This is a genomic window from Bacillus sp. FSL L8-0358, assembly GCF_038593095.1.
GTDB classification, from domain to species: Bacteria; Bacillota; Bacilli; order Bacillales; family Bacillaceae; genus Bacillus; species Bacillus subtilis.
The window spans coordinates 2734492-2750606 of record NZ_CP151962.1; the positions used below are offsets into that span (position 1 = coordinate 2734492).

The window sequence follows — 16115 nt, forward strand, 5'->3', positions numbered from 1 at the left end:
CGTTTATCCTACCAAATCACGAGGCTTGTCACAATTTCAGAAAAATAACTTTTTCATGACAAAATAAAAAAAGCCTGTCACTAAAGGACGAAGGCTCAGGGCACTATCTCTTATTTTACGACGGCTAACAGCTCCTGCTGAGCCTTCCACCCGGCTTCAGCACTTGGATCCTCTAATTCCTTTAAAGCCTGCAAAATCGCTTTTTTCTCTCCTGTTTCTGACGCTTTTGTTTCACCAAGCGACTTTTCTATTTTCTCTACACTCGCTTTTGTAATGTCTTCACCGAGAATCGCCTTTGCTGCAAGCTCCGCTGTTTCCTTAAAAGTATCTGTCATATCTGACTCTATTGATAAGGAAAGCTCCTTGCCTCCCCAGGCTTCAAAATCACTGTCGATTAAAACCTGTCCTAACTGCTGTGAGACATTCTTATCACTGGCTAAGCCCGCGATGACATACGTATACCCGTCATCCTTTGACAGTGACACGGCGGAATAACCCTTTTCGGTCAATTGTTCTGTTAACGTTTCGGCACCCTTTTCATTTGAAAATTTCCCGGCTTGCACAGCGTATGTTTTGTATGTACCTTCAGTTTGTGCTGCTTGTTTTTCTGCGCCTGAGGTTTGTTTATCAGCAGAAGTATCTCCGGCTTTTGCCGTTTGGCTGCCCAGAGAATCCTCTAAAGAGGCCGGTGCTGACGCTTCTTTATTCCCCGATATGCTTAACGCGAATAGCCCTAATCCAGTGCCAATGACAGCCGCGAAGGCAATCGTCGCAGCCACTCTTTTTACTGGTTTGGCAGTCCCGGTCTTTCCTTTTGCATAAGACTTTGTTTTTTTCTTTTGATAAGGAGGAACAACTTTGGGGTCCTCTTTAAACACCTTGTCCTCCTCGGAATCCCAATTAAATTCATCTTCATCAGGATGTTCCTGGGATGCCGCAACCTCTTGTTCTGCCTGTCTTTTTTCCTCCCAATTTGAGAATGTCATGCTTTTATCCGCCTCTGTCTCAGGCGTCTCTTGTTCGTAAACCGTCTCTTCTTTTCCATTAATCGTCACCTTGAGGGCTTTTTCTGCGGCTTTACTGTTTTTTTTATTCTTTCTTTTTTTCAATTCCGCTTCCTCCCTTCATTTGCTTGACCGTTCTTGTCGGCTTTTCATGCTACACACTTTAGCACAGGCAAAGAAAAAAAGAACAAGACTTTTGTCGCCTTGTCCAAAAAACGTTCGTCAAATTTTTCAGCAGTCAGCCCAATGCCATTTTGATATAAAAAGAAATGATAGAGTCACCGTATAAATAGGCTAAAATGCTCCCTGCGGCTATAGCGGGGGCGAAGGGAAGCGGCTGCCTTTTAGCGAGTCTACCAGTCAGAACAGCTGCCGCTCCATATAATGCACCTATCAAAACAGAAAAGAAAAAGGCAGCTGCCAGCATTTTCACACCAAGCACAAAGCCAATCACCGCAAATAATTTAATATCTCCTCCCCCTACTCCCCCATGGGTGATTGCGGCAATTACAGCCAGAAATAGAAATCCGGCTGCCGCACCTAACAGGCCTGCATACCAGGAATCAAGCGGAGAAATCAATCTCGCGGCCGCCAAAAAGGGAAGAAAGAAAATCAATATTCGATTTGGAATCAGCATAAAATGAAGATCTGTCACTGCAACAATAATGAGAAGAGAGATAAACACCAGAGCGGGAAACAGTTCCAGCGACGTGCCAAAGCGTATTCCTGCGGCGGCAAATAAACACGCTGTCACAAGCTCTGCTGCGGGATACATAAAAGAAATCCTATGCCCGCAGCTTTTACATTTACCTTTTTGAATTAGGAATGACAGGATGGGAATTAATTCTGCAGGAGTTAATGTCCGCCGGCAAAACGGGCATGATGAACGGGGCGCAATAATAGATAGATGTAAGGGGATACGGCACCCGGCCGTATAGTAAAAAGAACCAAGGATAAGCCCGAAGATAAAAAGAATGGATAGCATAGACAACACACCTTTACTCATTGAGTTCTGGTATGGATTGTAGCAAAATGAGCATCCTGAGCTCCAATTGGGGATATTCAATTTTACACATAAAAAAAACGGCAGAATCTTTTTTTGATTCTGCCGGAGCCGGATGCTTTTATTTCAACCTTTTGCGAATGTCAGAAATAAAGTAAAGAGATCCGGTAATCAGCACAATTTCATTTGAGCCCTTTTTACTTTCTATGAATTTGATCACATCGTCTGGATCTTCACTCCAGCTCTTATTGCTGATTTCACTTGCATCATAGAGATCTTTTGCAAGAGAAGCACGCGGGAAATCAAAAGAAGCAAAATGAATCGCATGAGCAATGATTTCCAGTCTTTTAATCATGTTCTGATACGGTTTGTCCTTTAACGCGCTAAACACCACAGAAATGCGTGAATTGGCGAAACGCTGCTTCATCGTTTCCGCCAGCTTTTCGACACCTTCTTCGTTATGCGCACCGTCTAAATATACCGGAGGATGCTCCTGAACAAGCTCTAACCGTCCCGGCCAAGCAGCATTCACAAGCCCTCTCCTTAACGCTTCGTCACTGATATGGGCAATATTCTCCTTATTGAGCCACTCCGCTGCCAAAATGGACAAAGCAGCATTTTGTCTTTGATGGGTGCCAATCAGAGATGTCCGAATATCTTCATAGCATTTCTCTTCCGTTTTGAATGAAAACTGTTCTCCTGCAGGCAGAGCCTCTTCATTGAAAATAACACATGCATCATGCAATGACTGGAACGGCGCAGCATGCCGTTGAGCTTCATGGCGGATGACCTGTAAAGCTTCCGGCTGGGTAACTGCTGTAACGATTGGAATACCTTCTTTAATAATACCGGCCTTTTCTCCTGCAATTTCTTCAATGGTGTTTCCCAAAATGTTCATATGATCGTGTCCGATGCTTGTAATCACAGTTAAGAGCGGTTCAACCACATTAGTAGAATCGAATCTACCGCCCAGACCTGTTTCAAAAATAACAAAATCGACCTTATGAAACTCTGCGAAATATAAAAATGCACAAGCTGTCATAATTTCAAATTCTGTCGGCTGTCCGTATTCCGTTTGATCAAGGGCTTCAACGTGCGGTTTCATTTGATTGACAAGTGCTGTCCATTCCTCATCTGAAATCGGTATCCCGTTTACGCTGATCCGTTCATTAAACGTAATAATATAAGGCGATGTAAATGTTCCAACCGTATATCCGGCTTCCTGCAGCATAGAACGGATAAAAGCGACAGTTGATCCTTTACCGTTTGTTCCTGCGACGTGGAACGCCCGGATTTTTTTTTCAGGATGTCCTAACCGCGCCATCAGCTGTTTCATTCGGCCAAGTCCGGGCTTCACCCCGAATTTCAGCCTCCCGTGAATCCAGCTGCGCGCATCTTGATATGCAGTAAACAATGATAATCCCCTCTTTTATAAGACAAGGCGGTTTCTCTAGAAACCGCCCCGGCTTTTCATTAACCCTTCAGCTCAGCCATTCGTTTTTGAACAGCGTCACGCTTCGCCACATAATCTTTTTCTTTTTCACGTTCTTCATCAATTACGTGTGCAGGCGCTTTTTTCATAAATCCTTCATTTCCAAGTTTCTTTTGGACACGCTCAACTTCTTTTGTCAGTTTATCAAATTCTTTTTGCAGACGGGCAATTTCTTCATCAATATTGATTAAGCCTTCAAGCGGAAGAATAACCTCTGCTCCTGAGACAACGGCCGTCATCGCCTTATCAACAGCCTCAATATCGGTGCCGATTTTAAGCACGCTCGGATTCGTAAAACGTTCAACATATGAACGGTTCGCTTCGAGGCGGGCCGCTATTTCGTCTGTGCTTGTTTTAATATATAGTTCAACCTGCTTGCTCATTGGCGTATTGACTTCACTGCGGATATTACGCACAGAACGGATCAGCTCAACAAGAAGCTTCATGTCAGCTGCCGCTTCAGTATCGGTATGCTCCGGCACTACTACAGGCCATTGACTTACTGTAATCGATTCCCCTTGGTGAGGAAGGTGCTGCCAAATTTCCTCCGTTAAGAATGGCATAAACGGATGGAGCAGACGCATCGTTTGATCAAGTACGTAAGCAAGGATGGAACGGGTAGTTTTCTTAGCCGCTTCGTCTTCTCCATAAAGCGGAAGCTTCGCCATTTCAATATACCAATCACAGAAATCATCCCAGATAAAGTTATATAAATGGCGTCCTACTTCACCAAATTCATATCGGTCAGCAAGCTGGGTCACGTGCTCGATCGTTTCATTTAATCGCGTTAAAATCCACTTGTCAGCGACTGACTTTTCGCCTGACAGATCAAGCTCATCGTACGTCATGCCATCCATATTCATTAATGCAAAACGGGAGGCATTCCAAATTTTATTGGCAAAATTCCAGGTCGATTCCACTTTTTCATAGCTGAAGCGCAGATCCTGGCCAGGAGAGCTTCCAGTCGCAAGGAAATAACGCAGAGAATCGGCTCCATACTTGTCAATCACATCCATCGGGTCGACACCGTTGCCAAGAGATTTACTCATTTTCCGGCCTTGCTCGTCACGGATTAAGCCGTGGATTAAAACATCTTTGAACGGGCGCTCGCCTGTAAATTCAATGCCTTGGAAAATCATGCGTGATACCCAGAAGAAAATGATATCGTACCCTGTCACGAGAACATCTGTCGGATAGTAGCGTTTAAAGTCTTCAGCCGTTACATCAGGCCAGCCCATTGTGGAGAAAGGCCATAGCGCAGAACTGAACCATGTATCCAGTACGTCTGTATCCTGTTCCCAAATTTCGCTGTCTTCCGGCGCTTCAAGCCCGACATATAGCTCGCCTGTTTCTTTATGATACCAGGCAGGAATACGATGGCCCCACCACAATTGACGGGAGATACACCAGTCGCGAATGTTTTCCATCCAGTGTAAATACGTTTTTTCGAAACGGTCAGGCACAAAGTTGACCTTTTCTTCTTTCTTTTGCAACTCAATCGCTGCATCAGCAAGCGGCTGCATGCGCACAAACCATTGTGTAGAAAGATAAGGCTCCACAACAGCCCCGCTTCGTTCACTATGGCCGACAGAGTGCATATGATCCTCGATCTTGAAGAGAACTCCCGCCTCCTGTAAATCTTTTACGAGCTTTTTGCGGCATTCAAAACGATCCATACCTTGATATTGCAGCGCATTTTCATTCATCGTGCCATCTTCATTCATGACAAGAATGCGTTCTAAATTGTGGCGGTTGCCAAGCTCGAAGTCGTTCGGATCATGAGCAGGCGTAATTTTCACGGCACCTGAACCAAATTCCATATCAACATAGTCATCACCGACAATCGGAATTTCACGATTTACAATCGGCAGGATCACCGTTTTTCCGATAAGGTGTTTATAGCGCTCGTCTTCAGGGTGAACGGCAACAGCTGTATCACCGAGCATTGTTTCAGGACGTGTCGTCGCAATTTCAATTGAGCCTGAACCGTCAGCAAGCGGATAGCTCATATGATAGAACGCGCCTTTAACATCCTTGTAAATCACCTCAATGTCGGATAGGGCTGTTTTTGTCGCTGGGTCCCAGTTAATAATATATTCGCCTCTGTAGATCAGGCCTTTTTCATAAAGCTTAACGAATACTTCCCTTACCGCTTTGCTCAAGCCTTCATCCAGCGTAAAACGTTCACGGGAATAATCTAGGCCAAGACCTAATTTCGCCCACTGGCTGCGAATAAAGTCAGCATATTCTTCCTTCCACTTCCACGTTTCTTCGAGGAATTTTTCACGGCCTAAATCGTAGCGGGATTTGCCTTCTTCACGAAGTTTCGCCTCTACTTTAGCCTGTGTCGCGATGCCGGCGTGGTCCATGCCAGGAAGCCACAGCACATCATAGCCCTGCATGCGTTTCATTCTTGTTACAATGTCTTGCAGCGTTGTGTCCCACGCGTGGCCAAGGTGAAGTCTTCCTGTTACGTTTGGCGGCGGGATGACAACAGAGTATGGCTCTTTTGTCTGGTCACTGCCCGCTTCAAAAAATTTGCCTTTTAGCCAAAAATCATATCGGTCTTTTTCAACCGCTGCCGGATCATATTTCGTCGGCATTGTTTGTTCATTCGTTTCCATCATAACCCTCCAGCATGTTTAAAAATGGCTGAGAACGAAAAAAGAGCTCTTCATCCCTGTAAAAGGACGAAAAGCTCTTTCGCGGTACCACCTTTTTTCATGAACTCTATCAGTTCATGCACTTATAACGGATAACGGGTGTTTCCCGAATTTCTCTACTCTTCTTTCAAGAAATTATGCTCCCGGGCGACCTTCCAATCAGACAACATAAGAAGCCTTTCAGCAAACGGCTTCTCTCTCTGCATGCGCCTTTTTTGTACTCTTCCCGTTCTAAGCAGGTGTATTTATCAGCTCATTGTATACATTATTTATGTTCTTTATTATAGTAAAAGTGTTTTTGATTCGTCAATCATCTTTTCCAAAAACACCGCTTTCTATACAGATGGGCAGGCACCTATTGCCCAAGTTTACATATGATGCTTGTAAATGCGTAGAGGAGGATGCACCGTGAAGAAACGTTTCAGCTCTTATTCGCTGCCGCCATGGGTAAGGCAACTTCGGCTTGTATCCGCACAAGTGATTATTCCCATTACGATTTTTCAAGGAATCAGAACCATTTTCTTTCCGACAACCTTTGATGTTTTGCTGCTCGCAATCCTAATCTTTTTAGCTTGCGCCCTTCATTTAGAATGGATATAAACAAACAAGTCCGCGCCATTAAGACGTGGACTCGTTTTCAGCCTGAAATTTTTTCTCTTGTTCAATCTGATGAATTTTCATCACAAACGGCTCTATGTTTTTCATTTGCCAATAAGCCTTTAATAATTGTGTACATTCCTCTTTTTCATGCTGTCTTTTCCCAGTTTGATAACCGTTCAGCACCTTGTACATGGCTGCCGGATATGCCATATAGCTGAGAAAAAGGCTGACTTCCGCTTCACGCAAAGGGAATGATTTCGTATATCCATAAAACCATTCGACGCATTCCGGACAAGCTTTCGGAAAGCCTCTGAACATTTTTGTATAAAAGCCGAGCAGGTCGTTTTGCGGCGGACCGACAGATGCTCTTTCGAAGTTTGTAAAATATCCGGTCCCAGCATCATTATACAGAAAATGGTGTATAGACAGGCTGCCGTGGTTCATTACAACCCGTGAAACGTCCTTTTCCTTTGCAGACTCATACCAGTCCTCCAACCGTTCCAGCGCAAAATTCACCGCGGAAATGGTTTCTGAAAAATAGGTTATGGCCTGGAGTTCAAAAGGAGAAAGGTACCATTCCTTCTCCGCTCTATCCACAAACTGCTCATAGAAAATTTTATCTTGTTCCCACTTTTTTTTCGTTTGCCCGTAATAACGTTCAATCTCATCACGTCTAACCTTTAGTTCCTGTGCAGTTCTCTCGTGAAGACGGGCTGTTTCTCTAAATAAATAAGCATGCTTCTGATCCCGCTCTTCCTCTTGGTCAAATTGGAGCCAAGGCATTAAATAGTAGGTATCTCCGTATTGTATGCCTGCTGAGAAAAACTCACCGCTATTTGTTCTGTAAACGGGAACGAATGAACGAAAGCCTTTTTCCTCAATCGCCACCATATGATCTGTAAAATGCTTGCCGCGACCCTCTTTCAATTTTTTCAGGGCAAATATGCCGTAGTCTGTATACACTTTCCAAACAAGAGGACTGACAGGCTCAATAAATTGAGCAGTCAGTCCGTATTCCTGAAGAACCGATTGGGTATCTTCCATTTCATTCACCACATTTTCCGATCACTTACGGTTTACGCATGGCTATTTTTATATTGAGGAATATAGAGAATCTGTCCTGCTTTTAATTCATCATCCAAGGCTAAAGAATTCATCCTGATCAGCTGCTGGGATGTAATTTCATACCGTTCGCATAAACGCTCGATCGTATCTTCCTGCTGCACAATACAAATTTTCATTCTCGAAAACTCATCCGCTTCTTTTGTAAAGAGTTTGGTTAAATAAAGAGAATTATCACTTTCCTTTGTTTGAGGTTCCTTCGTTTCAGCAGCAGGAGCAACCCTAGGAACAGCATCCGTTTCCTTCCTTTCAGTCTCAGAAGATTCAGGCAGCTGGAAGGATTGAAAAGGTGTTTCTTCCTTAGGCTCTTCAGCTGATGGTGTTTTTCTCACTTCAATTTCGAAGCTCTCTTCCTCTTGTTCTTCCTCCTCCAGCAGCTTAGGCGCTGAATAAAAAGAATCCTCCTCTTCTTGTTCAGGCAGGAAGGTACGGTATGCCGGTTCAGGCAATTCTTCTTGAGATGCCTCCTCCGAGCTTGTTTTTTGATTGAAATGGAAATGTAAATCGGCTTTGTCATTCTCCACATATACAGCTGAAGCTGTTTCTCTGCTATCTTCTACGGAGAGAGCGGCCTCTGATACACTCTCCAAAGCTTCATCCGGTTCCGCCTCTTCTTGGCAAAGCGCAGGATCAGCCTGATCCGATTGAGCTGCTTCTTCATTTTGAGCCTCTTGGCGCAGCGCATATTCATGATTGGGAGACACTGTTGTTTCCGTTTTTTCCTCTGCAATCACAGTCTCTGAATGAAGTTCAGCTTCCAAAGCAGGCGATTCTTCTGCTCCGGCGTGTTCACGAAGCTCAGTCTCCGCTGGAGCGTCTGCTTCTTCACGAACATCCGCTATTGCAGCTGCCGGCTCTGCCGTTTCTTTTTTTGCTTTAACGATCTCTTGAATCTCTATTTCTGAAGGATCAGGTTCTGGCTCAGATTCTTCTGTTTCCGATTCAGCACGAACCTCCGTTTCCGGCACAGCAAGCTCTTCTGACTCTTCTTCCTCTTTCACATCTTCTCTGGCCTCTGGTTCTGAAGCAACCGATTCAGGCGGCTCAGATTCTGCTTTTTCTGTCTCCAGTTCTTCACGGAGCCCCGCTTTCGAGATAAAAAGTTCTGGCGGTTCGGCTGGCGGTTCATGCTGAATAACTGCTTCCTCTGCCGATGATGCACCCGGTTCTTCTACTACACTATGTGCCGGCGGCTCTGAAAGTTCTTCCTCCCTGAATGCCGCAGGAGCTTCATATAAAGGTATCTCCTGCTCTTTGTCTTGCGTATCGTCCAGAAGCCCTTCGATCGCTAAATCAGCTTGAATTGTTAAAATGCGCGAATCCGTCAATTGATAGTCAAATGCGTCAATAAAGACGAAGACATCCTGTAAATGGCTCACTTTATTTTTCGGAATGGTAATATCCACAGGAAAACAGTGAGTCAGTTCCGCACTTCCATCCTCTCTCTTTCTAACTTGTTCAACAAACCGCTTATCTGTATAAATCTCTTCGGTATGTTTGTTTTGATCTATGTTGTACTCACCTGTAAGTTCAAGCGATCCTATGATTGATACATAATCATTTACTTCCTGAACCCTAATATCAGGATCTAATGAAATAGAAAGCAGTTCAGAAACTTCCTGTCCTTTTTGGAAACAGATCGATTCTTCTACAGAAAATTGCAATCGATGATTTTGCGGCAAGTTCATATCCTCCTTTCATCTAATCCTTAAAATTAGATGTCACTAAAGGTGTATGTATGAACTGGAGAAAATATGAGTGGGAGAGCACGAAAAAACCGGCACAAGGAGTCCTTGATACCGGTTTTCACTCTTATCTGCGGCTGATCTCAGCAAATACTTTCTCAGCTGCCTGGATTGTGTTTTCAATATCTTCATCAGTATGGGCCGTTGAGAGGAAAAGACCTTCGAATTGTGATGGCGGAAGGAATACCCCTTCATTTGCCATCCCCTTATAATAGCTTGCGAACAGCTTCAAATCAGATGATTTCGCTGTTTCATAATTGATGACTGGTTCGTTTGTAAAGAAGAAACCGATCATCGAACCTGCACGGTTAAAGGTATGCGGAATGCCATGAGCCTCGGCGGCTTTTGAAATTCCTTCTTCCAGTCTGTCGCCTTTTTTGATGAAATTCTTGTAGGAATCAGGTGTCAGCTGTTTCAATGTCTCTAAGCCAGCCGTCATTGCAAGCGGGTTGCCTGACAATGTACCAGCTTGATAGATCGGACCGCTTGGAGCGATCTGCTCCATGATTTCTGCCTTTCCGCCATAGGCCCCGACAGGAAGTCCGCCCCCAATTACTTTTCCTAAACAAGTCAGATCAGGCGTTACGCCGAAGTAGCCTTGAGCGCAGTTATAATCGACCCGGAAGCCAGTCATCACTTCATCAAAAATCAGCAGAGAGCCGTACTGCTCAGTGATATCACGCAGACCCTGCAGGAAACCTTCTTGCGGCGGAACAACACCCATATTTCCGGCAACTGGCTCTACAATGACTCCCGCAATGTCTTCACCGAATTGCTGGAAAGCAAGCTTTACACTTTCTAAATCATTGTACGGAACGGTGATGGTGTTTTTCGCAATGCCTTCAGGCACCCCCGGGCTGTCAGGCAGACCGAGAGTGGCAACACCTGAACCAGCTTTAATCAAGAGAGAATCGCCGTGCCCGTGGTAGCAGCCCTCAAATTTTAAAATCTTGTTGCGCCCTGTATAGCCCCTTGCCAAACGGAGGGCACTCATTGTAGCCTCTGTTCCGGAGCTTACCATTCGTACAATTTCTACAGATGGCACACGATCAATGACGAGCTTAGCCAGTTCATTTTCCACTTCAGTCGGAGCACCGAAGCTTGTCCCGTATTCAGCCACTTTTTTGAGGCTTTCTACGACACGGTCATTTGTATGCCCTAAAATTAAAGGCCCCCATGACAAGACGTAGTCAATATATTCATTCCCGTCAATATCAAAGATTTTCGAGCCTTTTCCGCGTTCCATAAAAATCGGGTCCATGTCTACCGATTTAAATGCGCGAACGGGACTGTTCACACCGCCCGGCATGAGTTTTTGCGCTTCTTTAAAAGCCGTTTTTGATTTTTCATAGCTTCTCATCTGCCTCAACTCCTGTCAACTGAATAAAATTACTCCGCAAGCCATTTCGCTGCGTCTTTCGCATGATACGTAATAATCAGGTCGGCACCCGCGCGCTTCATGCTTGTCAAAATTTCCAACACAATTTCTTTTTCTTTGATCCAGCCGTTCTGCGCTGCAGCCTTCACCATTGAATACTCTCCGCTTACATTATAAGCGACGAGCGGCAAAGTAAACTCATTTTTTACGTCACGCATGATATCCATATAAGAAAGCGAAGGTTTGACAATCAAAAAGTCCGCGCCTTCCTCGACATCTGATTGTGCTTCGCGGAGTGCCTCCATACGGTTGGCAGGGTCCATCTGATATGTTTTGCGGTCTCCGAATTGCGGTGTGCTGTTTGCTGCATCACGGAACGGACCGTAAAACTCGCTAGAATATTTCACAGCGTAAGACATGATTGGAATATTGACGAATCCTTCTTTATCAAGTGCTTCTCTGATCACTGTAACAAATCCGTCCATCATGTTTGATGGCGCAATGATATCCGCACCTGCTTTCGCTTGGCTGACAGCTGTCTGCGCCAAAAGCTCCAGCGATTCATCATTGAGGATGACCCCGTCTTTGACAAGTCCGCAATGGCCGTGGTCTGTATATTCGCACAGGCACGTGTCAGCGACAACAACCATTTCAGGGAAGTGTTCTTTAATTTCTGTGATGGCTTTTTGGACAATTCCGTGATCATGGTACGCTTGTGTTCCGCAATCATCTTTTTCTTCCGGGATGCCGAACACGATAACAGATTGAATGCCCAGTTTGACCAGCTCCGCTACTTCATCCTTCAATAAATCTAATGATACATGGTAAACATCAGGCATTGACGGAACAGCTTTTTTGCCTTCCAGACCTTCAACGACAAAAATCGGATAAATAAAATCTGATGGATGCAAACGTGTTTCCTTTACCATTTCTCTCATTGCTTTTGATGTCCGCAGGCGGCGGTGTCTATTAAATGATTGACTCATATTCTCTCTTCCTCTCTTGACATGCTGCACATTAATTCAAGCATGCCATCTATTGTAAATGTATCAGGCGTATGCGATGTGATGCCGTACGTCAGAAGGGCATCACTTGTTAAAGGCCCAATGCTGATACAGGCCGTCCCATTCGCCTTCCACTTTTTTAATTCTTCTCCCAAGACATGCATAAACGTATGTACGGTTGATGAACTCGTAAATGTTACATAGTCAAAGGAATATTGACCCGCAGCGTCTTTCAGTTCCTCAATGCCTTCTTCATCCGGAATCGTTTCGTAGAGAACCCATTCCTTTACTTCAAAACCGAGCGGGACAAGCTCTTGTTTTATCACATCACGTGACAAATTCCCTTTCATCACGGTAATGGGCTCCCCCGGTTCAGCATGCTGCTTAAGAGCGTCAGCCAATTGTTCAGCAATATACTCCTGTGGCATCACATCAACCGATACGTTATGCGTTTTTAAACGGCGGGCGGTTTTTTCACCGACGGCTGCAATTTTTTTATGCGCAGGGAGAATAAGCTGATTTTCCTTCAGATAAGAAAAAAAGAAGTCTGCCCCGTTCACACTTGTAAAAACAAGCCAGCCTGGCACGGCAAGATCCTCTCTTACTTGTTCCGCAACATCATTCGGCAAAGCGCGGCGAAACGTAATCAAAGAGGTTAAAACCGCTTTACCGCCAAGCGCCCCCACTTTTTGCTGAAATGATGTTGCCTGTGCCTTATTCCGGGTGACAAGCACTGTTTTTCCTTTCAACGGAAAATCATTTTCCATCCTCATCAAGCTCCCGTTTTACACGATCAATTATATCTTTTGCTCCTTTGTCAGCCATAAGAGCGGCACAGCGCTTTCCTACTTCCTCCGGATCGTTTCCGGTGACGGTTTCTTTAAAAATGATTTTGCCGTCAGGTGAAGCGACAAGACCTGTCATTTCAATTTCATCCTGTCCATTTAACACGGAGTAGCCTGCGATCGGAACCTGACAGCCGCCCTCCATCGCGTTTAAAAAAGCACGTTCCGCTAAGACAGTCCGTTTTGTATATTCATCTGTAAACTGAGAAAACAACGCCAACAGCTCTTCATCCGATTCTCGGCACTCAATCGCCAGTGCTCCCTGCCCCACAGCAGGCAAACAGCGCTCAGGCTCAAGGAATTCGGTTACGACATCTTGCTTCCAACCCATTCTAGAAAGGCCGGCAGCCGCTAAAATAATCGCGTCATAATCCTCTGTTTCCAGCTTTTGAAGTCTTGTATCTATATTACCTCTAATCCATTTAATTGTAAGGTCAGGGCGCTCAATCAAAAGCTGCGCGCTTCTTCTTAAACTGCTTGTGCCAATGACAGCACCTTCCTTCATTTCTGAAAGCTTTACGCGATTCTTTGAAATAAGGGCATCACGAGGATCTTCCCGTTCAGGAATACAGCCGATCACAAGGCCTTCAGGCAAAACAGCAGGCATGTCCTTCATGCTGTGCACTGCCATATCAATCTCTTCGTTTAAAAGCGCCTGTTCAATTTCTTTGACAAACAGCCCTTTTCCACCCACTTTTGAGAGTGTAACATCGACAATCCGGTCGCCCTTTGTCACGATCTCTTTAATTTCAAAAGCAAACAAAGGATTGATTTCCTTCAGTTTTTGAATAACCCATTTTGTTTGAGTCATAGCGAGTTTGCTTCGTCTGGAACCTACTTTAATCGTTCTCATCATTTCTTTCCTCCCGAATCTGCTTGGGACATGTTTAACTGAACCAATGGAATTGCGACAGGCTTCCAAGCAGGAAATAATTGATCATCAGCACCAGAAAACAAGCCGTATTCCACAGTGCAGCGACCTTTCCTTGCAGCTCTTTAATCAGCCTGATATAAAGATAATAGCTGTACAGCAGCAGGACGACAAACGAACCAAGCACTTTGGCGTCAAACCAATACAGCGTTTCTAGTGAGACATATGCCCAAATGACGCCGAGAATCAAACTCAGCAGCAGCATCGGAACCCCAATGACATTTAAAACATACGCCATATAATCAAGCTTAGATAAATCTTCTATTCTCAACAGCCATTTTCCCCACTTTTTCTTTTTCAGCAGATGATATTGAAACATATATAGCACAGAAAAAACGAAAGAAAGGGAAAAAGCGCCGTATGAAAGAATCGCCATTGTAATATGAATCACCAAAAGCTCGGATACAAGCTGCCCGGAAAAAGCAGCTGACTGCTGCTCTGTCGGTGAAAATGTGTGAATGGCGATCATAGAAAATCCTATAACATTTGTAAAAAACACGATAAAGTCAACACGTAAAAGCTTTGTCAGTACAAGTGACAGCGTGACAAGCACCCAGGCATAAAAATAAAGCGCCTCCGTCACATTTAATACCGGAAACCGCCCCGTCACCCACATAAAATAGGCCAAATACACGGTTTGCAGAGTCCAGACAATAGAAAGCAACCAGAAGGCCATTTTTCCAGCCTTCCGGTTGTGTTGAAGAAAATCTATAAAATAAAAGAGTACACTTAACGCGTAAATGACGATTGTCCCCTCATTAAGTCTTGCCATTGCAGTATCAATCATTCAGCTTTCACTCACTTACAAGTGGGCTAAAGCCCGCTTTTGATTCAGCCTTCTTAAAAGAGTGGACCTTCTGGCTGCTTTCAACGGTTTTCATCATTTGACGGCCCGCAGCTTCTTCAATATCAAAAATCTGCATAAACAACGCGAGCTTTTCTTCAGAATCAGCATCTGCCGCAAGCTCTTTCACCTTTAAAATCGGATCACGAAGCATTTGGTTAATAATACTTTTGGTGTGTTTGTTCAACAGTTTTTTCTCTCTTGTGCTTAAGTGAGGCAGCTTACGCTCGATGCTGTCCATCGTTTCTGACTGGATGGCAAGCGCCTTTTCGCGCAATGCAGAAATAACCGGCACAACACCAAGTGTATTCATCCATTGTTTAAATTCCACAATGGTTTCTTCAATTAACAGTTCAACTTTTTCAGCTGTTTCTCTCCGTTCTTTCATGTTCGCTTCTACAATGCCTTCCAGATCGTCGATATCATAAAGAAAAACACCTTCAAGATCATTCAGCGCCGGATCAAGATCTCTAGGCACGGCAATGTCGACCATAAACAGCGGACGTCCCTTGCGAAGCTTATTCGCGTTTTCCATCATCTCTTTGGACACGACAAATTCACTTGCACCGGTTGAACTGATTAAAATATCAGCCTCCGCAAGCGCGCTTTCAAGCTGATTCAAGCTTCTCGCTTCACCTGAGAAACGGTCTGCAAGCTCCTTCGCTTTCAAGTATGTTCGGTTAATGACAGTGACCTTGCCGATTCCCTGTCCGTGCAGGTTTTCCGCAGCAAGCTCGCCCATTTTTCCCGCACCGAGAATCAATATGTGCTTGCTTGAAAGATTCCCGAAGATTTTTTTAGCAAGTTCAACTGCAGCATAGCTTACTGACACCGCATTTGAGCCAATGTCTGTTTCGGCGTGAGTCCGTTTGCCCACTGTAACCGCCTGCTTAAACAGCTCATTAAAAATAGTCCCGATCGTTTTTTCTTGCTGAGCTGTTTTAAAGCTGTCGCGTACCTGTCCGAGAATCTGCGTTTCGCCAATCACCATAGAGTCAAGTCCGCAGGCTACACGGAATAAATGCTCAACAGCGGCATCGCTCTCATAAAACGTTAAGAACGGTGACAGCTCTTCTTTGCTTAATTGAAACCAATCAGCTAAAAACTTTTTTATATAATAACGGCCGGTATGGAGCTGGTCGACTACCGCATAAATTTCAGTGCGGTTGCAGGTTGAGACAATGATGTTTTCAAGAATGCTTTTCTCTTCTTTCAGCTGCACCATTGCTTCTGCCAGCTCATTCGGCTGAAAACTTACTTTTTCACGTATCTCAATAGGGGCGGATTTATAATCTACTCCCACAACAAGTATATGCATCGCTCTAATTACACCCCCAACACCGAATCTTAATTTATAATCATTCTAACATAGAACTCATTATTTATAATAATTATAACATAGTTTCTTTCACAAAATGTGAACAGATTTTAAAATTCTTATGCTATATTAGAAAAAGCTTCAGGGAAAAGAAGCATTCCTATTG

At 44.4% G+C, this 16115-nt stretch carries 13 protein-coding genes and 1 other annotated feature; of the genes, 1 reads left to right on the forward strand and 12 read right to left on the reverse strand.

Annotated features, from left to right (window positions below; translation table 11 throughout):
- Positions 1-110: 110 nt before the first annotated feature.
- The 4 genes from spoIIB to valS form a co-directional block, all read right to left on the reverse strand.
- Positions 111-1109 carry a stage II sporulation protein SpoIIB gene (gene spoIIB, locus NYE49_RS14170; RefSeq protein WP_047182972.1) on the reverse strand — a complete coding sequence of 333 codons (999 nt, stop codon included), beginning with the start codon at positions 1107-1109 and terminating at the stop codon, positions 111-113.
- A 133-nt stretch (positions 1110-1242) separates the two neighbouring features.
- Positions 1243-1989, reverse strand: coding sequence for an A24 family peptidase (locus NYE49_RS14175; RefSeq protein ID WP_080344219.1), 747 nt, complete (start codon positions 1987-1989; stop codon positions 1243-1245).
- A 139-nt stretch (positions 1990-2128) separates the two neighbouring features.
- The gene (locus NYE49_RS14180) at positions 2129-3421 is read right to left on the reverse strand and encodes a folylpolyglutamate synthase/dihydrofolate synthase family protein (RefSeq protein WP_015384275.1); all 1293 of its coding nucleotides are present in this window, start codon (positions 3419-3421) and stop codon (positions 2129-2131) included.
- Positions 3422-3480: 59 nt separating this feature from the next.
- Positions 3481-6123: a valine--tRNA ligase gene (gene valS, locus NYE49_RS14185; protein ID WP_015483523.1), complete on the reverse strand. Its 2643-nt coding sequence runs from the start codon at positions 6121-6123 to the stop codon at positions 3481-3483.
- Between the two features lie 59 nt (positions 6124-6182).
- Positions 6183-6405, reverse strand: a binding site (T-box leader).
- A 165-nt stretch (positions 6406-6570) separates the two neighbouring features.
- Here valS and NYE49_RS14190 point away from each other — a divergent pair.
- Positions 6571-6762, forward strand: coding sequence for a hypothetical protein (locus tag NYE49_RS14190; RefSeq protein WP_047182973.1), 192 nt, complete (start codon positions 6571-6573; stop codon positions 6760-6762).
- Between the two features lie 18 nt (positions 6763-6780).
- Here NYE49_RS14190 and cotN read toward each other — a convergent pair whose 3' ends face one another.
- The 8 genes from cotN to hemA form a co-directional block, all read right to left on the reverse strand.
- Positions 6781-7806 carry a spore coat protein CotN gene (cotN, locus tag NYE49_RS14195; RefSeq protein ID WP_014480462.1) on the reverse strand — a complete coding sequence of 342 codons (1026 nt, stop codon included), beginning with the start codon at positions 7804-7806 and terminating at the stop codon, positions 6781-6783.
- 32 nt (positions 7807-7838) lie between these two features.
- On the reverse strand, positions 7839-9566 hold the full coding sequence (gene spoVID / locus NYE49_RS14200) for a spore coat morphogenetic protein SpoVID (protein ID WP_047182974.1): 1728 nt from the start codon (positions 9564-9566) through the stop codon (positions 7839-7841).
- A gap of 130 nt (positions 9567-9696) precedes the next feature.
- Positions 9697-10989: a glutamate-1-semialdehyde 2,1-aminomutase gene (gene hemL / locus NYE49_RS14205; protein ID WP_015384279.1), complete on the reverse strand. Its 1293-nt coding sequence runs from the start codon at positions 10987-10989 to the stop codon at positions 9697-9699.
- A 29-nt stretch (positions 10990-11018) separates the two neighbouring features.
- Entirely contained in the window at positions 11019-11993 is a 975-nt protein-coding gene (hemB, locus tag NYE49_RS14210) for a porphobilinogen synthase (RefSeq protein WP_015483525.1), read from the reverse strand.
- Complete coding sequence (hemD, locus tag NYE49_RS14215) at positions 11990-12778, reverse strand: uroporphyrinogen-III synthase (RefSeq protein WP_047182975.1); 789 nt, start codon at positions 12776-12778, stop codon at positions 11990-11992. The genes hemB and hemD overlap by 4 nt, the downstream gene beginning before the upstream one ends.
- On the reverse strand, positions 12768-13712 hold the full coding sequence (gene hemC / locus NYE49_RS14220; RefSeq protein ID WP_342410342.1) for a hydroxymethylbilane synthase: 945 nt from the start codon (positions 13710-13712) through the stop codon (positions 12768-12770). The genes hemD and hemC overlap by 11 nt, the downstream gene beginning before the upstream one ends.
- Before the next feature lie 31 nt (positions 13713-13743).
- Entirely contained in the window at positions 13744-14574 is an 831-nt protein-coding gene (locus tag NYE49_RS14225) for a cytochrome c biogenesis protein (protein WP_003222575.1), read from the reverse strand.
- Positions 14575-14581: 7 nt separating this feature from the next.
- The gene (gene hemA / locus NYE49_RS14230) at positions 14582-15949 is read right to left on the reverse strand and encodes a glutamyl-tRNA reductase (protein WP_004399038.1); all 1368 of its coding nucleotides are present in this window, start codon (positions 15947-15949) and stop codon (positions 14582-14584) included.
- Between the last annotated feature and the right edge of the window lie 166 nt (positions 15950-16115).